16 protein-coding genes are annotated in these 23,526 nt (G+C 50.3%); 9 read left to right on the forward strand and 7 right to left on the reverse strand.

Going from position 1 to position 23,526, the window contains the following annotated elements:
* The first annotated feature begins 229 nt into the window (after window positions 1–229).
* The 3 genes from ACGHZ6_RS21580 to ACGHZ6_RS21590 all read left to right on the forward strand — a co-directional run bounded on the left by ACGHZ6_RS21580 (window position 230) and on the right by ACGHZ6_RS21590 (window position 3,415).
* Window positions 230–883 carry a TetR/AcrR family transcriptional regulator gene (locus ACGHZ6_RS21580; protein WP_390616126.1) on the forward strand — a complete coding sequence of 218 codons (654 nt, stop codon included), beginning with the start codon at window positions 230–232 and terminating at the stop codon, window positions 881–883.
* Between the two features lie 252 nt (window positions 884–1,135).
* Window positions 1,136–1,885 (forward strand): DAPG hydrolase family protein, encoded by a 750-nt coding sequence (locus ACGHZ6_RS21585; RefSeq protein WP_390616127.1) that lies wholly within the window; start codon window positions 1,136–1,138, stop codon window positions 1,883–1,885.
* 45 nt (window positions 1,886–1,930) lie between these two features.
* Window positions 1,931–3,415, forward strand: coding sequence for an arylsulfatase (locus ACGHZ6_RS21590; protein ID WP_390616128.1), 1,485 nt, complete (start codon window positions 1,931–1,933; stop codon window positions 3,413–3,415).
* On the opposite strand, the gene ACGHZ6_RS21595 is transcribed toward ACGHZ6_RS21590, so the two are convergent.
* From ACGHZ6_RS21595 to ACGHZ6_RS21620, 6 genes are all read right to left on the reverse strand, one after another.
* Window positions 3,412–4,095 carry a 3'-5' exonuclease gene (locus ACGHZ6_RS21595; protein ID WP_390616129.1) on the reverse strand — a complete coding sequence of 228 codons (684 nt, stop codon included), beginning with the start codon at window positions 4,093–4,095 and terminating at the stop codon, window positions 3,412–3,414. The two genes, ACGHZ6_RS21590 and ACGHZ6_RS21595, sit on opposite strands and share 4 nt — an antisense overlap.
* A gap of 1 nt (window position 4,096) precedes the next feature.
* Window positions 4,097–5,962 carry a DUF294 nucleotidyltransferase-like domain-containing protein gene (locus tag ACGHZ6_RS21600; RefSeq protein ID WP_390616130.1) on the reverse strand — a complete coding sequence of 622 codons (1,866 nt, stop codon included), beginning with the start codon at window positions 5,960–5,962 and terminating at the stop codon, window positions 4,097–4,099.
* A 72-nt stretch (window positions 5,963–6,034) separates the two neighbouring features.
* Complete coding sequence (locus ACGHZ6_RS21605; protein ID WP_390616131.1) at window positions 6,035–6,541, reverse strand: hypothetical protein; 507 nt, start codon at window positions 6,539–6,541, stop codon at window positions 6,035–6,037.
* A 300-nt stretch (window positions 6,542–6,841) separates the two neighbouring features.
* Entirely contained in the window at window positions 6,842–8,572 is a 1,731-nt protein-coding gene (locus ACGHZ6_RS21610; RefSeq protein WP_390616132.1) for a sodium:solute symporter family protein, read from the reverse strand.
* A gap of 11 nt (window positions 8,573–8,583) precedes the next feature.
* Entirely contained in the window at window positions 8,584–8,850 is a 267-nt protein-coding gene (locus ACGHZ6_RS21615; RefSeq protein WP_390616133.1) for a DUF4212 domain-containing protein, read from the reverse strand.
* A 146-nt stretch (window positions 8,851–8,996) separates the two neighbouring features.
* The gene (locus tag ACGHZ6_RS21620) at window positions 8,997–10,349 is read right to left on the reverse strand and encodes a DcaP family trimeric outer membrane transporter (RefSeq protein ID WP_390616134.1); all 1,353 of its coding nucleotides are present in this window, start codon (window positions 10,347–10,349) and stop codon (window positions 8,997–8,999) included.
* Window positions 10,350–10,879: 530 nt separating this feature from the next.
* Here ACGHZ6_RS21620 and ACGHZ6_RS21625 point away from each other — a divergent pair.
* Window positions 10,880–11,554, forward strand: coding sequence for a response regulator (locus ACGHZ6_RS21625; protein WP_390616135.1), 675 nt, complete (start codon window positions 10,880–10,882; stop codon window positions 11,552–11,554).
* A 130-nt stretch (window positions 11,555–11,684) separates the two neighbouring features.
* On the opposite strand, the gene ACGHZ6_RS21630 is transcribed toward ACGHZ6_RS21625, so the two are convergent.
* Window positions 11,685–15,197 (reverse strand): PAS-domain containing protein, encoded by a 3,513-nt coding sequence (locus ACGHZ6_RS21630; protein WP_390616136.1) that lies wholly within the window; start codon window positions 15,195–15,197, stop codon window positions 11,685–11,687.
* Between the two features lie 291 nt (window positions 15,198–15,488).
* On the opposite strand from ACGHZ6_RS21630, the gene ACGHZ6_RS21635 reads away from it, so the two are divergent.
* From ACGHZ6_RS21635 to ACGHZ6_RS21655, 5 genes are all read left to right on the forward strand, one after another.
* On the forward strand, window positions 15,489–17,648 hold the full coding sequence (locus ACGHZ6_RS21635; RefSeq protein WP_390616137.1) for a putative bifunctional diguanylate cyclase/phosphodiesterase: 2,160 nt from the start codon (window positions 15,489–15,491) through the stop codon (window positions 17,646–17,648).
* A gap of 60 nt (window positions 17,649–17,708) precedes the next feature.
* On the forward strand, window positions 17,709–18,119 hold the full coding sequence (locus ACGHZ6_RS21640; protein WP_390616138.1) for a hypothetical protein: 411 nt from the start codon (window positions 17,709–17,711) through the stop codon (window positions 18,117–18,119).
* Window positions 18,120–18,202: 83 nt separating this feature from the next.
* Window positions 18,203–19,573 (forward strand): efflux RND transporter periplasmic adaptor subunit, encoded by a 1,371-nt coding sequence (locus ACGHZ6_RS21645; RefSeq protein ID WP_390616139.1) that lies wholly within the window; start codon window positions 18,203–18,205, stop codon window positions 19,571–19,573.
* The gene (locus ACGHZ6_RS21650; RefSeq protein ID WP_390616140.1) at window positions 19,566–22,673 is read left to right on the forward strand and encodes an efflux RND transporter permease subunit; all 3,108 of its coding nucleotides are present in this window, start codon (window positions 19,566–19,568) and stop codon (window positions 22,671–22,673) included. The genes ACGHZ6_RS21645 and ACGHZ6_RS21650 overlap by 8 nt, the downstream gene beginning before the upstream one ends.
* A 226-nt stretch (window positions 22,674–22,899) precedes the next feature.
* Window positions 22,900–23,499 carry a thiamine biosynthesis protein ThiC gene (locus ACGHZ6_RS21655; RefSeq protein ID WP_390616141.1) on the forward strand — a complete coding sequence of 200 codons (600 nt, stop codon included), beginning with the start codon at window positions 22,900–22,902 and terminating at the stop codon, window positions 23,497–23,499.
* Window positions 23,500–23,526: the final 27 nt, after the last annotated feature.

Genomic DNA, 23,526 nt, shown 5'->3' on the forward strand with positions numbered 1-23,526 from the left:
TGAATTTATTCTTGGAACCTATCTTTGAATCTGCCTTTGAGACAGCCAGCGTCATTCGACACTGGAATCATCATAAACCGCTTTTGCACACTTGAGCAACAGTGCGCATTAGAGCAATACAATATAAGAACTATTCGCGCATAGATACTGAACACCTGATAAACTAGGCCTATTGCCGCCAAGTAACTTCGGCAAAAAAATGTAACCAATTGATTTTCAAGGTATTTTAATGAGCTCTACAGGTACATCCGCAACGGATACCAAGCCCAATCGCATGGATCGCCGCCGCCAGAGAACTCGGCAACAGCTGATGACCGCGACCATCGAGCTCATACTGAAAAAAGGTGTCGACGAGACCGCTACCGACGAAATTACCGATGCCGCCGATGTTGGCCGCCGCACCTTCTACAACCACTTTGAGAACAAAAAAGATTGTATTAAGGCCGCTATTGGCGAGCGCTTTAGCCGCTATGCCGCTGAATCTTTTCTGATTGCCGAAAAACATGAAGACCAGGCGGTAGCCCTTACGGTTAGTGCCATGGCGGTATTTACCCAGGTCTCTGCCGACCCTGTTACAGCGCAATTGGTTAAGTATCCTCGCTTACTGATAGAAGCGGTGAGGGAGAGTCAGCGTGAGTTTATTATGCATACCACGCTAAAGGGTCTGGAACAGCAGCGCTTTTCTACCGCTATACCACCAGAAACCCTGGATGCCCTAATCAGCTGGGGCTTTGTGGGGCTGGTTTTGGAAAATATTACCCAACCCAGCAACACTGATCGAAGTACCGTCTGGGCGCACTTTATTTTGCAAAACCTGGGCATTCCCCAGGACGAAATAGAGCCCATCATCAATGCCGCCCGGGGCATCTCGTCACAGGCATAAATCAGCCGCCAGCCCCCATAAACACTACACTTCCTGGCGCCACCACAGCGTCAGAGAGCCTTTCTGCACCCTCTAAATACCCACATCATCTCGTCACAACTTGATTGAGTGCACTTAAAGTGCAGATATTGCACATATGTGCACTACTGGTGTATCGTGCACTAAGTGAGGGGTTATGACGATAGCTTCCACCATCAGTCATCAAGAGGCGGCAGCTGTAGCAAGCCGATCAACCATAGAGAAGTACAAACGATGAAACGCCCTTTTATCCTTATTTCCGTCATTGCCCTGCTGTTGATTATCACCGGCGGCAACCCTTTTAGCCCCTACCGCGCAACGCAGGGCGTTTTAGCCGAAAACTTTACCGAGCTTGAAACCGGTGTTCAGCGCCAGGCCAACGGTATCTATGTGGTTAAAGCGTTAACGCGTATGCCAGCGGTTAAACCCGATATGGTGAAGTGGTGGTTTGCCGACTATATGCAAACCAGTGAGCACTATAAGATGTGGCATCCCACGGCACATCTTTGGATGGATTGGGAAAACAAAATCCCGGGCGAAATTGTTGGGGCGAGCCATCTTGTACATGAATACATCGGTAAGGATCTCCACAAACTGCGCATTCAGTTCGTAAACCCCGCCGACTTCCTTGAAGAATACCAAGAACGCGACGACCAGTTTGTTGTCTGCGCGAAAACGGGGCTGCTGGAAGAACCTCTCTATATGGGCTCAATGTGCCATGTCGTTAATGAAACGGATTTTGGTTCCGTCATGCGCTCCACGTTCTGGTTGGGACAGATTCACAAACGTGAAGCCAATAAAGAAGTTACCTCGATTGAAAGCATTATTGGCAATACCGCATTGGCCAGAACCCTGATAGCCAACGGCCAACTACCCACAGACCTTATGGTCCATGCAATTGAAGAAATGGGCTACCTGTCTGATTTTTTGCCCGATCTCTACAAGCAAGAAAGAAAAAACATTGAACTAGTTGCTGATCACTAATCGGCGAACCCTGGATATCATCAACCTTACTGATGGGCTACAAATATGTTTAATAAAAATATCACGTTTTTATTCTTGCTCACTCTACTGGCTCTTAATATTTCTTGCTCAGTATCAGCAAACGAAACAACAAAACCTAACATTGTCGTTATTCTGGTTGACGATATGGGCTGGAATGATGTTGGCTATCATGGCAGTGAAATTAATACACCCAATATCGATCAGCTAGCAGCCGACGGTATTGAACTGGACCGTTTTTATGTACAGCCGAGTTGCAGTCCAACCCGTGCAGCGCTACTTAGCGGCAAATCTCCTCAGACACTTGGAATTTATTCGCCCTTTTCAAAACAAAACCCCAAAGGATTACCACTTTCCGAAAAACTATTACCTCAATATTTTCAGGAAAATGGATATCAAACTTTTCTTACTGGAAAGTGGCATTTAGGGTTTCAGCAACCCGAGTATCATCCAATGGCAAGGGGCTTCGATTATTTTTATGGCCATGTAACAGGCGGAATAGGTTACTGGGATCATGTACACGGAGGACACCTGGATTGGCAACGTAACGGTAAAACGCTACGAGAAAACGGCTATAGCACACATTTGATAGCAAATGATATAGAGCGATTAATTGAGGATCGCAACAAAACGCAGCCTATGTTTCTTTTCGCAGCTTTTAATGCTCCTCACCTACCCAATGAAGCCCCCAAAGAGACTATCAATAAATACAGTCATATCAGTGATGAAAATCGACGTATTCATGCAGCCATGGTTACTGAATTAGACTCTGCTATTGGTCGCATAAAAGATGCCTTGAAACGTGAAGGGATTCTGGACAATACCCTCATTTGGTTTATGAGCGACAATGGAGGCCTTAATCAACACGCTATATCACCGCCATTGGTTAAGGTCGCTAAAGGCCTCGATACAGTATTTGATGGATCGGCGCCATTCACATTTCTGGAATTCATTCGCACCAACGTACTCGATGGCGGAGCGGATAATTACCCCTTCCGCAAGGGTAAACAATCAGTCTATGAAGGTGGTGCACGAGTGCCTTCGGTATTGCACTGGCCTGAGAAACTTAGCCCCAGGAAGCTTTCACACTTTACAACCGTACAGGACGTCCTACCAACTCTATTGTCTGCCACGGGGTTGGATATTCCTTCTGGAATACATGGCGTAAATACATGGCCACAACTTTCCAACTCAGAAACGGTGGAAAGCCACAAACCATCTGACTACCTCATCAACGCTGCCGACGGTGAAGCACTTTACCGCTTCCCTTGGAAACTGATTGCCCTTTCAAGCGGCGAGTATGAACTCTATAAACTCGATCGTGATCCGGAAGAAAAAGAAAACCTTGTAGGCAAAAAACCATCTAAGGTTGACGAACTTAAAGCTGCTCTTGATTCCTGGCCACGCTCAGAAAGCATACATGTACCAATCTATAAAGTAATGTTAGACCCGGATTTTTTTGGCGGAGAAGAACGCTTACCCCCAATTGCTACGGAAACCAATAGGCTTTAATAGAGATCCCTCAGACGAACATCTCTGCCTTTACCCACACACTGAGCTAGCAATAGCTCAGCTGTAGCCAGAGCATCCATCAACGCATTATGGGCAGGGTAATCAGGCAGATTATATCGGTGACGACAGCTTGCCAACCGTAAGGCGCCCTTTTCAATAGCTTGATGCTTGTGAAGAAGGCGCCGCTTTTCCACCTGTAGCGTATCGATATAGGGCAGCAGTAACGGCATACCAAAACATTGGAGGCTGAGTTGGTCCAAAAACGCCATATCCAGATCGGCGTGATGAAATACCAGAATCCGTCCGCGTACCTGTTGGAGGAACATACGCATCATGGCTTCAGGGCTGATACCATTTTCGAGTTCGCAATCACGTAATTGATGAATTACGGCACTTTGGCCAACACTCTCTTCGACTTGCAACAGGTGATGCTGGGAGGACCCCAGATCTACAGCACTGTCTTTAATAACGACCCAACCGATACTGAGTAACTCACCTTCCTGTGTCGTTAAAGCAGAGGTTTCGGTATCCACCACCAAGAATTCCAGATCACGAATTTGTTCTGTTGGCGAAAAAAAGGTGTGATGCCATATGTCATATAGAGACGATGCATCGGCAGCACTGCCCTTAACGTGATTTCTTAAACGGTAATAGGCACGGCGCAAAGGCAAGGAACGCATATCACATGCCTGGACGATAATTCATTTTTACAGCTTGCAGCGCATCCTTGATGACATTAAAGGCATCTTTTAACTGCTTGCGTGCCAACGGTGAAAGTTCATCGGGGTTAAGGTAGTTGCTAACCTCGTTACCGGCAATCACTTGTTCAGATTGTTTCTGCAGGCGTATTTTCATAATCATGCGCATGGCGTCTTGCAGGTTACGACTGTCGGTCATCGCCATGGCTTTTTGATCGACTAGTGCCTGCAAGCGCTCGTGAGTATTGATAGCGGCAATGCCATTGGCCAGGGCGTGAATACGTACTATATCGATAATGGGCAACAGGCCGCGTTTTTTCAGATTTAATTCATCGCGATGTTCACCATCGTGCTCGACGACAAAGCGTCGGAAGATGCCCAGTGGCGGCGGGATATCGAGTACGTTTTCTGCCAGCGCGGCAAGGAAAATACTATTGCCCTGTACCCGCTTAAGCATATGCTGTTGCAGGCGCTGGCATAAGCTGGCATCACCGTAAACACTGCGGATATCAAAAAAGATGCTCACTCGCATCACCGCGTCCGGCGTTGGGGTGTCAGCCCAGCGATCAACGGTTTGCTGCCAGCCACTCAGCGGTAATCGCCAGTCATCGGTCATGGCCATAACTTTGCCATTGCAGTAGACGTAACCACAACGGTTTAAGCCATCACACACGCGGTGGGCGAGCTTTTCAAACCAGAGTTTATCGCTGTCTTTGACGCTGTCATCAATCACCAGACCGTTATCTTGATCGGCACCCAGCAATTGCTCGCCGCGGCCTTGCGAGCCAAAACCCAACCAGCAAAAACGGGCCGGAGGCTCACCTAACTCGGCGATAGCCATTTCAATTAAACGGGTAGTAACCGCATCACTGATAGCGGTGAGGATATGGCCGATATGATCGGCGCGGGTACCGGCGTTTACCCATTGCACCAGTAGGTTTGGTAATGAATCGACGATGGCTTTTAAATCGGTAACCGAATTTTGCCGGCCAATATGTTGCACCAGATAAACCGGATCATCCTGGCGGGCGAGCATCATATCTGAGGCGGTGACAATGCCGACAATCTTATCCCCACCCTCTCTGCGTTCAACGACAGGCACATGATGATAACCCGAGCGCGTCATCATTAGCGTGGTATCGAACAGGGTTGCCTGTGGAGTAAGTACAGCGGGATTATGAGTCATTATTTTTTCAATAGGCGCATTGAGACCCATACCGGTGGCAACCGCACGCATACGAATATCACGGTCTGTCACCAGGCCGGTTAATTCTCCATCTTCGACAATCAACACCGATGATACCCGCCGTTCCGACATTACCAGGGCCGTTTGTTGGATACTGGTATTGATATCTACTGTGAGCACATCGGTTGCCATCACATCACTGATGGATCGCACCAGGGTACCGGGATCGGTTTGAGTACGGGCAGCACTGCGAATACGCCGACTACGCTGGCTGTGGAAGAAACGGTCGAAGTCGCGATCCTGTTGACGAATCGCCTGGTAGTCTTCTTCGGCGATAAAATAGATCAGCGAATCTTCAATCAGGGTAGCGCATATGCCGGGCTGCTCTTGCTGCAGGCCCATTAAATTAAAGCTCAGCCCTTCGCCTAATTTATCAATTAAGGTGCCGTCTTCGGTACGTAACTCTACGGCACCACTGCGCACAATACGTAAACCACCCAGATCCTCATCACCAAGGAATACATGACCGCGACAGTAATATTGAATCTGTAGACGGGAGACCAGAAAGTTGAGTTGTTTCTGGGTTAGTTGATCGAAGGGGATACAGGATAGGAGGAAATCCTGGATGGCATCGAGTTCTGGGTTGGGAGGTGCTGCATTCATTGAAGCTGCCTCGCGTGCTTCCTTAAGGACACTGGATACCCGCTTTCGCGGGTATGGCGAAACGAAAAAGGATTACTGCCTAAAGTCTTGATCAAAAGCCGTTTCATAACGGGTAAACGCCATGGCGGCATCACCAAAGTAAAGGGTTTCATTGGTGGAGGCGACCAGGTGAATACGATTGTTTTGCGGATCTTCCGGGAAGATTTCTACCTGCCACTGGGTGCCCGCTTCATTGGTCGCTTGCATATCCACAGGTTTGGCTTCCCAACCGCCTTCTTTGGCCTCGGCCCAGGCGACTTTTACGCCATCCAGTTGATGTACAGAACTGAGTTGTAACAGCATACGAGTATGGCCGCGCCATTCCGCCTGCAGGGTTAATTCGAATTCACCATTTTTTAAACCGCAGCGGCCACTGTTGTAACGGCAGTTGGGTTTTTCCACCAGCTGATAGCTGGAGCCGGCTTTGGCGGCGTGCGGAGTTTCGCCTACCATATGGTCGATGGCAAAATAACTGAGGATCGCCAGAATAGGGGCGACTAACAGGGCAACAACAACATGTTTATTGGTAAAGATATTCATAGTTTGCGCCTGTGTAGGGTTTGTTACTTAGTGTACGTCATTCCTGCGAAGGCAAGAACCCTTAGCTTTTAAGTCTCTGCAAGAAACACTATCGCCCTTAAGGAGAGAATAACAATAGTACTTCAAGACACTGGATTCCTGCCTTCGCAGGAATGACATAATAGATTTCGGAATAACACTAATAATTCAGGATAAATAACCAGCTAAGAAAAAAGGGCCCCTTGCGGGGCCACAAGACCATAGCCAATGGATCAAAACTTAACGATCAATGCTTAGGTGTCAAAGGTATTTCTACTCTCCTTAGTGGTCGTGCGCTTCCGCGGCACCTACCGGTACACGGATATGCTTGACCAGTTCCTGAACTTCTTCTGGTGGCTCTTGGGTAACACGGGATACCACGAAGGCTACCGCAAAGTTCACCACTGCACCCACCGCACCGAAGGCGTTAGGCTCAATGCCCAGGAACCAGTTAGGTGACATATCACCCAGGAACGAGGTGCTGGCCACAAACATAATGCCTTTGTGCTGGAACACGTACAGCAGGGTTACGGTGATACCCGCCACCATACCGGCGATGGCGCCTTCCTTGTTGATACGGGAGCTGAAGATACCCATCATCAGAGCCGGGAAGATAGACGATGCCGCCAAACCAAATGCCAGGGCTACCGTACCGGCGGCAAAGTCCGGTGGGTTAAAGCCGAGATAACCGGCACCAGCGATGGCCACCGCCATGGCAATCCGGCTGGCTCTTAGCTCCTGTTTCTCATCGATGTGCGGCATCAATACGCCTTTCAATAAGTCATGGGAGATCGCCGAGGAAATGGCCAGTAGCAATCCAGCTGCGGTTGACAGAGCAGCGGCCAGACCACCGGCGGCCACCAGGGCAATAACCCAATTAGGCAGCTTGGCGATTTCCGGATTAGCCAGAACCATAATGTCACGGTCAACTTTCACCATTTCATTGGTGGTTTTGTCCGAGGTGTACTGGATACGACCGTCGTTGTTTTTATCTTCAAACTTCAACAGACCGGTTTTTTCCCAGTTTTTAAACCACTGTGGACGCTCTTCGTAGACCAGGTGCTGACCTTTAACAGGCTCGATGGTATTCATCAGGTTCAAACGGGCCATACCGGCAACCGCAGGCGCAGTGGTGTAAAGAATGGCAATAAATACCAGCGCCCAACCGGCAGAGGTACGTGCATCACGAACCTTAGGTACGGTAAAGAAACGGATAATCACGTGAGGCAGGCCGGCCGTACCAATCATCAAAGACAAGGTATAGGCGAACATATTCGTTGTGCTTAAACGTTCTTGCGTGGTGTATTCGGCAAAACCAAGTTCGGTAACGACCTGGTCGAGTTTATCGAGCAGATATACATCACTACCCGCCAGGGTAGAACCAAAGCCCAGTTGCGGGAACGGGTTACCGGTCAGGTTCAGTGAAATGAAAATGGCTGGAATGGTATAAGCCAGAATCAGTACACAGTACTGGGCAATCTGGGTATAGGTAATACCTTTCATACCGCCGAGTACAGCGTAGAAGAACACGATGCACATACCGACCAACAGGCCTACGTCATAACTGACTTCCAGGAAGCGGGAGAAAGCCACACCGATACCTTTCATCTGACCGATAACATAGGTTACAGAACAGATAATGAGACACACCACGGCCACAATACGCGCGGTACGGGAATAGAAACGATCACCAATAAATTCCGGTACCGTAAACTTGCCGTACTTACGCAGGTAAGGTGCCAGCAGTAATGCCAAGACCACAAAGCCGCCGGTCCATCCCATCAGGAATACCGAACCGCCGTAACCCATAAAGGCAATCAAACCGGCCATGGAAATAAATGACGCCGCCGACATCCAGTCCGCTGCGGTTGCCATACCATTGGCAACTGGGTTTACGCCGCCACCGGCAACGTAAAATTCTTTGGTCGAGCCTGCACGTGCCCAAATCGCAATACCGATATAGAGGGCAAAGGTAAAGCCGACGACCAGATAAGTTAAAGTTTGAAGTTCCATAATGGTCACCTTTAGTCTTCGTGAACGCCGTACTTGCGATCAAGCTTGGCCATCTTCACGGTGTAGATATAAATCAGCACCACAAATGTGTAGATAGAACCCTGCTGTGCAAACCAGAAACCCAGTTTGTAACCGCCCAGTTGGATTGCGTTCAGTTGATCAACAAACAGGATGCCGCAACCGAAAGATACGACAAACCAGACCACCATTAATTTGACTACCAAGCTGATGTTTTCCTTCCAATAAGCATTGGCATCGCTCTCAGATTTAAACGCCATGGCGTATCACCTCTTCTTTATAGTTATGATCATGAAAAAGTCATGAATCTCTATCATGATCAGTTATACGGCACCCTGAGGATTGGAGGTATTAGACCTTAGGCTAAGCCTGCCGCCTTACCTCCGCTACCCCAGTATTTATGCCGCTAGAAAGCCCATTTACCCATAAACTGCACACGCTTCAGGTCGCCGTCCAGGCCACTTTCCACTTCGCGTTCTGCGTAAATATACTCTGCACCAAATGACAGCTTTTTGGTGGGAGAATAGATCAGGTTCAGGTTGGCGTTGCTCACCTCTTTAGTGACCGAGTCAGAAGTCGCCAGCGAATTGGGATTATCCGCGCTGGAGTAGGCATAGCTCAGGGTTGAACGCCACTGATCATTCCAGTGGTGACGGTAGGCGACATAACCACCGGTCACATCCACCAGGTCCAGTTTGCCGTCCGCTTCAACGGTTGCATCACGGAATGCCTGCAGCGCTACATAGCGGCCCAGGTTGCCGTGGTTGAACATAAATTTAATATCGTCGCCATTGTCGAACATATATTTACCCGACAGGCTGACACCAAAACCGTAATCATCATCGTCCTGATCGTTGGCTTGATCGTCGTAGGTAATCTCACGGCCCAGAGCGGCCAGGCTGTAGCTCAGGTTGCCGGCCTTGCCGTTATAGCGCGCCACCAGATCTGGCGTAGCACTATCATCGGTATCATTGTTGGCAAAACCGCCACCCCCATCCCACACACCTACGGAAGGGTTTTCTGCCGCTAACATGACAGAAGAACCGTTACCCAGTTTGTGGGTCCAGCGCACCTGGCTTTGACGTACGAATACGGTGCCCGAGGTAGGGCCAACAAAGTCGATGGCTTCTGGCAGTGCACCAACGTTAAAGAAGGTACTCCAGGTTTGACCAAACAATAATGAGCTGGAATCGGAGTAATCCCACTTCAGGAATGCATGACGTAAACCGTTAAACGACTGGTTGGTTAAACGCTCGTCATTGCTACCGTTAAAGTCAGTTTCAATATAACTGGACACGGTACCGGCGCTGGTCTCAGTGGTGGTTTTAAACCACAGACGGCTGAACTTGGCGTTGGTATCCATCACAGTATCACCATCATTGGTGCCATCACCTACTGGAATGGTTGAAGGCACCAGGAAGTCATCACCAACATTGTTGGCGCGCTGAGCATCGGAGTAGTTACTCCAACTGGAATCCAGTTTGATATAACCACCGTACTGGAAGCGGGTGCCTTTTTTCAGCTCAACACCTTTTTTATGCTGCAGCTCTTCCTTCTCTTTTAACTGGGTTTTTAACGCCGTTAGCTCTTGCTCCAGTGCAGTAATGCGATCGAGTACCGCATCAGCAGAAGCAGGAACAGCAACAATGGATGCAGCGATCATTGTTGCCAGCGTCAATGGCTTAAATGCTTTGGGTTTAAACGCTTTGGGGTTGAAAATGGTTGCGGGAGTTCGCTCTAGACGTTCAAAGGTTTGCATGACTGTCTCACTTATCTTCTCTACACGTTTATGGTTTTACTTCTTTAATAATTTTTATCTCTCCATTACCCATTTAAGACCCATGGCGCCAATGCAGGTATTAGCCTTTGGTCTAGGAACACAAGAAACCACCTTAGACTTAGGTCTAAGACGCTAAGAAAAGGCGGCATCGCCCATTAAAAGAAACAATAAAAAACAGCAGGAATAAAAGCTGAAGCTATATGAAAGACTGGACTAGACAAAGGTCTAATAGAATGAAGTCGTTTACAGGTTCACTATCGTTATCAAGTTTAGGCAAGAGAGATTTTCCCCCGCAGCAAACCCTACTACTGTAAGTACAATACTTTGCACTTAACCACCCTTATTGGCTAATGAGGGTGGATTTTTTTACGCCGCGGTCAACAACAATAATAAGGCAGGGCAGCGTGAGTCCGTACTGCACCTTGTCAACAACCAACAGGTGCCGATACACTATGTCTATAATAATAGTTAAACGCCAGTGCATGGCTTATCGCGGGAAAGACTCATCTATGGCCACACGACCGACAATCATCATTGCCGATGATCATCCCCTGTTTCGCACCGCGCTCACCAATATTGTGACCAGCGAATTTGGTGAGACCGATTTGGTAGAAGCCAGTGATTTCGCCAGCCTGCAGCAATCCACCGATAAACATCAAGACGCCAGACTGATCCTGCTCGATTTACATATGCCCGGTGTCGAAGGCTTTAGCGCCCTGGTGCATTTAACCGCACATTTCCCCAATATCCCGGTCATTATTGTTTCCGCACACGAAGAACCCGAGATTATGCGTCGTGCCCTGGACCACGGTGCCAGTGGCTTCCTGCCAAAAAGCTGCCCGCCGGAGGTGATGCAACAGGCCTTAAATACCGTGATTCAAGGTCACCTGTGGCTGCCACCTGGCGTAGAACAGACGCCTACTGCCAATGAACAGGAGCTCGATGTGGCTGAGGCCCTGGCGACACTGACACCACAGCAGTTTCGGGTAGCGACCATGGTGAATCAGGGCATGCTGAATAAGCAGATTGCCTATGAGCTGGATGTTACCGAGGCGACGATTAAGGCACATATGACGGAGATTTTTCGCAAGCTTGGGGTGCATTCGCGCACACAGGTAGCGTTGACGATGGAGCAGTTGGCGGTTAATCCGACGAGTGCTTTTGAGGCTGGGCGGCCTTCTTAATTCTATTGCGGAGTTCTTAACTGGGGTCAGACCCGTAGGGTCTGACCCCGTCCGCGCCGTAATTCCCAAAACGGTGCCCAAGCGGGGTCTTGACCCTGCGGGTACCCAAAACACTTCGTGGGGCAGGCTCTCAGACCCCATTCGTGGCACGCTTTCTGGTACTACGCCGAATCAGGTTCCGCAAAGCCACCGGCTGCACCGGCTTAGCCATAAACTGATACCCCGCCTCACGCACCCGACCACTAACTTCATCACTGTTATCAGCACTGATCACCACCGCCGGAATCGGTTTCTGCCAGTGATAGTGCAGCGCCTCCAATACATCCAGGCCGGTTTCATTGTCGAGATGGAAATCCGCCAACACCAAATCCGGCGCCTGGGGCTCCGACCAGCCACTCAGGGCCTGGCCCAAATCCGCCGCGGTGGTCACCCGGCACCCCCACTGTTCTAACAACGAGCGCATGCCTGCCAAAATGGTCTGATCATTGTCGATACACAACACAGACAGATTTTGTAATCGCGGATCACTGACACTGGGCGCCACGGTCTGTACCTGCTGCTCACGGCCTAATACCACTTTGATGCGAAACACCGAACCACGGCCCACTTCCGATTCCATACTTAACGGATGGCCTAACAATTGAGCGATACGCTGGGCAATGGATAATCCCAGCCCCAAGCCCTGGTTACCGGCGGTACCCGGTAGCCGCTCGAATTCTTCAAAGATTTTTTCCTGATCTTCCTGGGCAATACCAGGGCCGGTATCCCATACCTCAATTTCTATCGCTCCGCGCTTGCGTCGACAACCCAAAAGCACCGAGCCGGTACGGGTATGGCGCAAGGCGTTGGAAATAAAGTTCTGCAATACCCGGCGTAGTAGATGTGGATCAGTAAACACCCATTCCGAACTGTTCACCCAACGGAACTTCAGGCCCTGTTTTTCAGCCAGTGCCTTGGCTTCCTGAGCTAATGGCTGCAGCAAACTGGCGATAGGAATATTCTCGTATTTGGGCCGCTCCTTGCCGGAGCCCAAACGGGAAATTTCCCGCAACGAGTTAATCAGTTGCTCAGCCTGGCCCAGAGCACTGTCGAGGTTATCCACAACCGGTTTTAAATCCGGGTTGGCCTGCTCAGTAGGATTCTCATCAACCTTATCGCTTAGGGAAGCAACAAATAATCGCGCCGCATTAATGGGTTGCAACAGATCATGACTGGCGGCGGCCAGAAAACGGCTTTTACTGGCGTGTACACTTTTTAGCTCTTGCTCCATCCGCGCGCGCAACTGATTCTCCCGTTGCAGAGATTCATTGGCTTCACGCAGCTCGGAAGTGCGGATATCCACCCGCTCTTCCAGATTTTCTTTCGCCTGCGCCAACTGGCCAACCATATCGTGGTAAGAGGTAATATCGGTGTAGGTGGTTACATAACCACCGTTTTCCAGCGGTGTACCACGGATTTCAATCACACTACCGTTGGGTAATTCCCGCTCCATGCGGTGTGGCACACCGGAGCGCAACTGGTCGAGGCGACGCTGTACTGCACCTTCCACATCCTCCTCACTGTTCCCCAGGTAGCCTCGTTCGGCGTTATAGCGATACACCTTTTCGATATCACAACCGACATAAAGCAAACGCGGCGGGTAATCGAGCAGGGTTTGATAGCGCTGGTTCCAAGCCACCAGTTTCATATTGTGGTCCACCACGCTGATGCCCTGGGGCACGGTTTCCAGCGTAGTTTGCAGCAGCGTCTGGCTAAACTGAATTTGCCGCGAAGTACCGCCCACCAGTGACACAAATTCCTGCAGCTCGACAGGCTGCTGGCGGGTTAATAACTGCATGGCCTTATGGGCTGATACCGCACCAATAATCGCCGCCAGTTCTTGCTCCACATCATAGACCGCAAAGCGCGGCACCCGATCATGGGGCAGTAAACGATGCCCTACCCGCTGTTCGTAATCCCGCCACAGGGCCTGGGTACGCTCGGCCCCCAATAAGGGTTCGATCAAAGACTGCAGCTGCCGAACTTCAATATCGGAAGGATCAAGATTGAGTCGCTGGCGGCGCATATGCCAGCGCAAACGTACAAACGCGGCCGCCTGGCGCAGATCCAACGCCGACAGGGTCGCACGACGGGACAACACCACAAATACCAGGACGTTGGCCAGCAAGCTCCAGAACACCCCATGGCTTAAAGGATCCAGCCAGCCCATGCCGAATAAATTCTGCGGAGCCAGCCAGCCTATCCCCCCAGGACCGGTAACCAACAAGGCGTGATCGGCGGGTAACAACACCGGCAGCAGCAGGCAGTAAGCCCACAGCAGAGTACCCACCAATAAACCACCGATAACCCCACGGGCATGGCCTTGGGGCCAGTAGAGTGCGGCCAGCACAGCGGGCAAGAGTTGCGCCGAGGCGGCAAAGGAGATTAAGCCCATCGAGGCAAGGCCTTCGACATTGCTCATGGTGCGCTCGAGCCACCAACTCAGCAACAACACCACAACAATGGACAGGCGGCGAATAACACGCAGTGAACGACCCAGGCTGGCGGTTTGATCCGGCTGCGAACGCACCCGCAACCACAGCGGCACCACCAGTTCATTGGAAATCATAATCGACAGGGCAATGGTCGATACCACCACCATACCCGTAGCGGCCGAGATCACGCCGATAATGGTCAGATTGATCATAAACTGGTTGCCCAGCCAATAGGGCAAGGCCAGTACATAACTGTCTGGGGCAATATCATGCTCGGCAAAAAACGCCAGGCCAACATGGGCCAGCGGCAGCACCAGGATGGCAAAACAGGCGAGGTAGGCTGGCACCAGCCAACGGGTCAGGCGTAAATCCTGGCGGCGTTGATACTCCACCACCATGACATGAAACTGACGGGGTAAACAGACAATCGCCGCCGCCGCCAACAACATTTCGGTAACGAATAACGGCGAGCCGATTTGCTCCATCTTAAAATTGGGGAGCTCGCCGCCCGCACTAAAGTCCACGGTAAACATCAACCAGATCGCCAGGCCAGCTACCGCCACAAAGGCGACCAGCTTGATCAATGATTCAACAGCAATCGCCGACAACATGCCGCGCAAGCGGTCCGGCCCTTCGATCACCCGGGTGCCAAACAGAATGGCAAACCAGGCCAACACTAACGCGGCAATCAAACTGGTATTGTGATCAAACTCGACATCACCACCGGAGGCCAGATCCATTCCCGACCAAACAATGCCCACCGCCCGCAGCTGCAGAGCAATATAAGGCAGGGTACCTACCACCAGAATCAAGGTAACGATGGCTGCCAGGGTTTGGTTTTTGCCGTAACGGGAACCGATAAAATCAGCAATGGAGGTAATTTTATTGCGCGAGCTGACAATCAACAGACGCCGCAGGAAAGGCCAGCCAAAAATAAACAGTAAGATCGGGGCCAGATAGATGGGCATGAAATGCCAACCGCTTTCCACCCCTGTCCCCACCGCTCCCAGGAATGTCCAGGAGCTACAGTACACCCCAATCGACAGAGCATAAATCAATGCCCGCAGCCAGGATTGCTGCAAGCGTCGGCGGTAATGGTCACTTAACCAGGCTATGGCAAACAGGAAACTCCCGTACAACAACACCAGAACCAGCAGCTGTCCTTCCAAATCCATCTCCTTTTACGGGAGTTAATACTGTCTTTACTATTTTCTCTAATACAACGATTGTATAGGTTTCCCGCCCAATTGCATGCGTCAGTGATCGGTATTAGACCAAAGTCGAACAACCACTAAATCAGCCGGCATCACCACCAGTTGATATAGATTAATGCCTTATAAATTAAGGAGTTAGACAAAACGACAGAGATCTCAACTTTGGACTATAATTGCCGTTAATCCTCTCGAATATATTCACTCAACTTACCCCGGCACAACACCGTAAGGCAGCATTTTAGCCCCATGATTGATAGCAAAGTTCGCGCAATCGTTTCCAGCCTGTCCTCCACCCGGGGTGAAGACTTTTTCAACACTATCGTTCAGGCCCTGAGCCAGGCTATCGACGCCGAGCATACCTATGTCGCCGAACTCAGTGACGACTACAGCGTTGCCACCACTGTCGCCTATGCCCACGATCAGGAAATATGCGAAAACTTCAGCTACGAACTGGCTGATACCCCCTGCGCCAATGTTTGCGAAGACTCCATCTGTGTATACAACGGCGATGCCCAAGCCGCCTATCCCAAAGATGAACTGCTGGTGGAGATGGGGGTTGATAGCTATGTGGGGGCTCCGCTTAAAGACAGCAAAGGCCAGGTACAGGGAATCCTTATTGCCCTGTTCAGTGCACCGCTGGAGGATATCCACTCAGTTGAATCCTTATTTTTGCTATTTTCTGGCCTGATTTCTGGCGAGTTGGAACGGCGTAATACCCAGGGCCATTTGAATATCAAGGAAATGATGGTCGACGCCCTCGAAGAAGGTGTCGTACTAACCGATCAATATAGCCGTATTATCTACGTCAACCCGGCGTTCACCCGTATTACCGGCTACAGCCTGAGTGAAGCCACGGGTCAGACACCTGGTTCGCTGTTAAAGTCCGGCCTGCATGATGATGACTTCTACAGAGCCATGTGGCACAACCTCAATGCCGATGGTTTCTGGTCTGGCGAAATACTGAATCGCAAAAAGTCCGGCGAAACCTACACCGAGTGGCTAAGCATTCAACGCTTTACGGAGCCGGAAAGTAACAGCAATCACTACATTGCGGTATTTCACGATATCAGTGACCTGAAGCAGGCGCAGCAAAAGGTCCAACTGCACGAGCACTACGACCTGTTAACCAACCTGCCCAACCGCCAACTTTTACTGGAGCGTATTGAACAGCAGTTATTATTACTGCAACAGCAGGATCGCAAAGCGGCGGTTATGTTAATCAGTATCGATAACTTTCGTGACCTAAACAGCTCGATGGGTCACCATGTCGGCGACCTTATTTTGCAAAAAGTCGCTCGCCGCCTGGAAACCAATTTGCGCCAAACCGACACCCTGGCGCGCTACGCTGGTGATGAATTTGTCCTTCTGCTACCCATGCTGGAAGATATCACCACCGTGGAAACCGTAGCGGCCAAAGTGCTGGATGCCATTCGCGCACCTTTTATGATTGAACAAAGCCCGATTGAGATTACCGCCTCTATCGGTATTGCCGTCTGCCCCGATGATGCCAATGAAACACTAACCGCCATCGCCAAGGCCGACCAGGCCTGTAATCACGCCAAAGCCAGCGGTAAAAATACCTCGCAATTCTTTACCGAAGAAATGCAGCAGCGCAGCAACTATAAAATGTACCTGAAGAACGCCCTCACCAAGGCGCTGCAGGAAGGTGCGCTGGAGGTTTACTATCAACCGATTGTTGATCTGCACAATCGTCAGATAGAAAAATGCGAAGCCCTGGTACGCTGGCAACACGAAGGCAAGTTTATTTCGCCGATGGAATTTATTCCGGTAGCAGAAGAGTTTCAGCTGGCGAAAGACCTGGGACAACTGGTACTGGAAAAAACCTGCCGGCAGCTACAAGCCCTGGATAATGCCCAGTGCCGCCCCATCACCATTGCGGTTAACCGCTCGGTGGCAGAATTTCCCAAAGCCAAAAGATCCCATGAAGACTGGCTGGAAATTATTCGCGAGCAGGGCATCAACGCCGACCGTATCTCGTTTGAAATTACCGAAAGCATTCTGGCGCCGGAGAATTCTGAATTCACCGATTACCTGTCCACACTGAAAAAAGCCGGCTGCACTATTTCGCTGGATGACTTTGGTACAGGTTATTCCTCACTCAGTTACCTGCGCACCTTTCCGATCGACAACCTGAAAATTGATCGCTCCTTTGTGTCTGACTTGGAAGAAGATGAAGAAGCCCTAACGCTGGTATCTACCATCATTGCTATGGCCAAGGCACTGGGCATGAAAACCATTGCCGAAGGGGTGGAAACCCGCGGCCAGCTGCAACTGCTGGAAGAGCTGGGTTGTGATTATATTCAGGGGTTCTTCTTTTCCCGCCCCTTGCCCGAGGACAAGCTTGTGGATTACCTGCAAGCGTTTGATTACGACTTCTATCTATAAGTATCTATAAACCACCGCTGATATTGACCTTGCCCCAAGGGTAAGGTTTATACTTTAGCCATGATATTCAATAACCGCTTCCGCTATCAGCAATCCCCTACCCGCCTTTTGGGTACGCTGCTGGCTGCCTATTGGTTATTGGCCGCGATGGCACTGTGCGTGCCCATGAGTGTCGACGCCGCTTCAGCAGCCTCCATGGATAACACGGCTCACCATGCCGCCATGGCAAATATGCCTTGCTGTGAAGAAGACAATCTCGATACACCAACACTCGGTGATTGTGAAAACGGTGTGCCCGACAGTGCCAAGCTGGCGGAGTTACAATGCTCCGTAGACGCCCCTTTATTACAATTGCTGTTTATTCTCAGCGAACCCGTTGATACCGGGCCTCCGGCGTTTAATCACCTTCCCACTTCATACTGTTCCACCTATCCGCGCCTGCATCTAACCCTGGGCGTTCAGCTCGATTAACTCAAACTCGGCATTTTGATATTTGCATACAGCTGTTCTGCATGAACGCTGTTTTCGTTTCGCATTATTAGATCGAGTTAATCATGAAATCACTGTTTGGAATCGCGGGCCTGTTAATAGGCCTTACCGCGGGCCTATTGGGTTATCACCTATTTTTGTCCTCTTCCGACACTGCCTTGCCTAAGGAAGAACAACCCCTATATTGGGTCGCCCCTATGGACCCGAATTATCGACGCGATGAACCCGGCCTCTCCCCCATGGGCATGGAACTGGTCCCGGTTTACGCAGAGGATAATCAAAGCCAGGAAGAGAAAGGCACGGTCACTATCAGTCCGACGGTGGAAAATAATCTGGGCGTTCGTACAGCCCCCGTCACCGTGGCTCCCTTCCACAGTCAAATCAACAGTGTCGGTTATATCAGCTTTGATGAAGACCGCCTGCTGCATATTCATGCCCGGGTTTCCGGTTGGGTGGAAAAGCTCTACGCCAAAGCCGAAGGTGAAACCGTAAAAGCCGGAGAACCGCTTTATGCGCTCTACTCCCCCGAGCTGGTTAATGCCCAGGAAGAATTTGTCGATGCCCTGCGCCGCGGCGGCAAGCAACTGATTCGCTCGGCCCGGGAGCGATTGATGGCTCTGGAAATTCCCGCCGAACATATCCAACGTTTGCAGAAAACCCGTCAGGTACAGCGGCTGATTACCGTCAGCGCGCCACAGACGGGCATTATTGAAAGCCTGGGTATCCGCGAAGGTATGTTTATTCAGCCTGGTAACAATATTCTTTCCATCGGCAGCCTGGAGCAGGTCTGGGTGATTGCCGAAATTTTTGAGCGCGATGCCGGCCTGGTCAGCCACGGCGATAAAGTCACCATGCGCCTGGACTATCTACCCGGCCGCGAATGGGCTGGCGAGGTGGACTACATTTACCCAACCCTGGATGCAGCGACTCGCACGCTGCGTATTCGCCTGCGCTTTGATAACAGTGATCGCGCCTTAAAACCCAATATGTTTGCCCAGATTACCATTCACCATCATGCAATCACTGCCAGCTTACAGGTGCCCGCTGAAGCAGTTATTCGCAGTGGAGACCAAACGCGTGTTGTCCTTTCGATGGGTGAAGGCCGTTTTAAATCGGTAGCGGTGGCGATCGGCAAAGTCAGCCGCGACTATATAGAAATTATTTCTGGTCTTGAAACAAATGACACGGTTGTGACCTCAGCGCAGTTTCTGTTGGATTCAGAGTCCAGCATTACCTCGGATTTTCAACGTATGCAGGCGCCACAGGTTTCTCCGCCGGCCACTGACATGCACGACCATGATGCCATGATGGACCACAGCAATCATAAAACCATGAATCATAAAACTATGAATCATGAGACCACGATTCATAAAACTATAGACCACAGTGCTCACTCGATGAACGACAACATCGACAAGGAGCACAACCATGATTGAAGCCATTATCCGCTGGTCCATCCATAATCGCATTCTGGTATTGATCATTGCACTTATGCTGACCGTTGCTGGCATCTATGCGGTAAAACAAACACCGGTTGATGCCCTACCGGATCTGTCCGATGTGCAGGTCATTATTAAAACCCGCTATCCGGGGCAGGCTCCACAGGTTGTCGAAGATCAGGTGACCTATCCACTGACCACCGCCATGTTATCTGTACCCGGCGCCGAAACAGTACGAGGATTTTCGTTTTTTGGCGACAGCTATGTGTATGTTATTTTCGATGACGACACCGACCTCTATTGGGCTCGCAGCCGGGTACTGGAATATTTAAATCAGGTACAACTACCCGACAGCGCACAGGCCGAACTGGGCCCGGATGCCACCGGCGTCGGCTGGGTTTACCTCTACGCGCTGGTGGACAAAACGGGCCGCCACGATCTAAGCCAATTGCGCAGCCTGCAAGACTGGTTTTTAAAATTTGAATTACAAACCGTGCCCGGCGTGTCGGAAGTTGCCAGCGTCGGCGGCATGGTTAAACAATATCAAGTACAGGTTGATCCGGACAAACTGCGCGCCTTTGGTATCCCACTCAATCAAGTCAGCATGGCCATTCAACAAGCCAACCAGGAAGTGGGTGCCTCGGTTGTTGAAATGAGTGAAGCGGAATATATGGTGCGCGCCACCGGTTATATTAAAAGCCTGGATGACCTGCGCGATATCCCCATGGGCTTAAACCTGCAGGGCACACCACTGCTATTAAAAGATATTGCCGATATCAGCCTGGGCCCCCAAATGCGCCGCGGTATTACCGAGCTTAACGGCGAGGGTGAAGTGACCGGCGGTGTGGTAGTAATGCGTTTTGGCGAAAATGCTCAACAATCCATCGCCGGAGTCAAAGAAAAATTAGCTACCCTGCAACAGGGATTACCGGAAGGCGTTGAAATAGTACCGGTTTACGACCGCTCCAGTTTAATTCAACGAGCTATTGATAATCTCACGATCAGCCTGATGGAAGAGTTTGCCCTGGTGGCCTTGGTGTGTGTGGTGTTTCTATTCCATGTTCGCTCGGCACTGGTGGCAATTATTACCTTGCCCTTAGGAATCTTGGCGGCGTTTTTAGTGATGAACTGGCAAGGGCTAAATGCCAATATTATGTCTTTGGGCGGTATTGCCATTGCCATTGGCGCCATGGTGGATGGCGCGATTGTGATGATTGAAAACCTGCACAAACATATCGAACAGTCACCACCCGATACTCCTCGCTGGCAATTGGTGGAAAAGGCCGCAACAGAAGTTGGGCCGGGACTGTTTTTCAGTTTGCTGATTATTACCGTCAGCTTTTTACCGGTGTTTACCTTGGAGGCCCAGGAAGGCCGATTATTTGCACCACTGGCCTTTACCAAAACCTATGCCATGGCCGCCGCAGCCATACTGGCAATTACCCTGGTGCCGGTATTGATGGGCTATATTGTTCGCGGCAATATCGTTGCAGAAGATAAAAATCCCGTTAACCGCACCCTGATTGCACTTTACCGCCCCTGCATTCAGTGGGCACTGCGACATCCATTAATAACCCTGTCGCTGGCTTTTATTATTACCCTGTCAGGCCTATACCCACTCAAGCAACTGGGTTCGGAATTTATGCCGCCGCTGGATGAAGGCGATTTAATGTATATGCCAACCACCCACCCGGGCATTTCCATTGGCAAGGCGCGACAACTGCTGCAACAAACCGATAAGTTAATTCGCACCGTGCCGGAAGTGGAAACCGTGTTTGGCAAAATTGGTCGCGCCGATACCGCCACCGATCCCGCACCCCTGACCATGATAGAAACCTTTATCCAGTTAAAACCACGGGATCAATGGCGTGAAGGCCTAACGCCGAAACAGTTACGCGAAGAGCTCAACCAGTTGGTGCAATTACCCGGCCTGACCAACGCCTGGGTAATGCCCATTAAAACCCGTATCGATATGTTATCCACCGGTATTAAAACCCCTGTGGGTATTAAAGTGGCAGGACCGGAACTGGCGACCATCGAAAAAATCGGCGCCAACATCGAGCAGCTATTACTCACATTGCCCGATACCGCTTCGGCCTATGCCGAACGTGTTGCGGGTGGCCGCTATATCAAAGTCGATATTAAACGCGCCCAAGCGGCACGTTACGGATTAAATATTGCCGATATTCAACAAGTGGTAGCCTCCGCCATTGGCGGCACCAATGTAACCCAAACCATCGAAGGCCTGGAACGCTATCCGGTTAACCTGCGTTACCCACAAGCATTTCGGGATTCACCGGAACAGCTCGCACGTTTGCCGATAGTGACGCCCTCGGGCCAGCGTATTGCCCTGGGTGATGTGGCGCATATTTTTATCGAAGATGGTCCTCCGGGCATAAAAAGTGAAAACGCCCGCTTAAACGGCTGGATTTTTGTCGACCTGGCCACACAGGATATTGGCCGCTACGTTGCACAGGCCCAAACGCTGGTCAGCGATAATATTCAACTGCCACCCGGTTATTCCATTAACTGGGCAGGGCAATACGAATATATGCAACGGGCCAAGGAAAAGCTCACTTATGTGATTCCCTTAACCCTCGCCATTATTGTGATTTTATTATTTATTAACTTCCGCCGTTTTACGGAAATTGGCATTTTGATCGGCACCCTGCCGCTGGCGGTGATTGGCGGCTTATGGTTAATGCAATGGGCTGGATTTAATTTTTCCGTAGCCGTGGGCGTTGGCTTTATTGCCCTGGCAGGTGTGGCGGTAGAAACCGGTGTGATTATGCTGGTGTATTTAAATCAGGCCTACAAGGAAATTAAAACTGAAAATCCATCTCCTGAAACACTACGACAAATCATCGGCCAAACGGCAAGCTCGCGGGTTAGGCCTATAGTGATGACCAGTGCTGCGGTAATTATTGGTTTGTTACCGGTGATGCTGGGAACAGGTACCGGATCGGAAGTGATGAGTCGGATAGCAGCACCTATGGTGGGCGGAATGGTCACAACAGTATTATTAACCTTATTGTTAATTCCAGTCCTGTTTTACCTAACAAAATCCTCAAAGACTAACAATAGAGACAATCTGTAAGAAAAAAGGTCCAAGCAAACAATAGAATCACGAGCATCAAAGACAAGAGAAAGATCACTGTAGTGATATGTCCTGTCCAGAACCCATAAAGTAATCGCTCTTAACGAAACTACCGGCAGCAAGAAATCATTCGGTCTGAAGTCGACTAAATTAAAGTATGTTAAAGTAGTCAGTTACTACGGCACTGTGAGCAAGCGCCAGACATAAAAACACGAGGGTTACTGTTATGGAATTCAGCAAAATGCGAACCATTCAAATCACAGCATATCTACTGTTAGCTCTGGCGGCTACACAGGTACTTTATACTGTGCTCTACATCGCCAAGGTTGATGTACCTCGGCAACTTCTATGGGGACTGGAAGGTGTACTCTTCACCATTCTCATAGCATTTGCCGGAGCCGCGATGGTGCAGGCCAAAAACTCTCTCGTGGGATGGTCTGCTATTGCATTCAGCGCGGTGCTCAATGTAGTACAGGTTAGTATCGGCCTCACTATGTTCGAACCATTTCGCGAAGCGGCCAATCAGTTAGATACCCTTGGGGCTGTAGCAGGATCTGTCGTAGCCTTATCTTTTATGATCTATTACGCAGCGAAGTTCTTACTAGGCTTTGCTGCGCTTATTTTCGGAATGGCAACAATTGCCAAGGGAAACAAGTTGTTAGGAGGCTTAACTGTATTGGCTGGGGTTATCGCCATGCTGGCCAATGCGACTTTGATCATTTTCGGGCGTGACGGCTTTCTACCTTCCCCCGTTGCAGGGGGATCGGGCGTCCTTGCGACCTTACTTCTAGCGCTTTGCTTGATGGGTACCGCCCAAGAAGACTAAGAGGTTCCCAGGAGAGCTCTTCATTTA

This window comes from Maricurvus nonylphenolicus (genome assembly GCF_042854845.1).
In the GTDB taxonomy this organism is placed as follows: Bacteria; Pseudomonadota; Gammaproteobacteria; order Pseudomonadales; family Cellvibrionaceae; genus Maricurvus; species Maricurvus nonylphenolicus.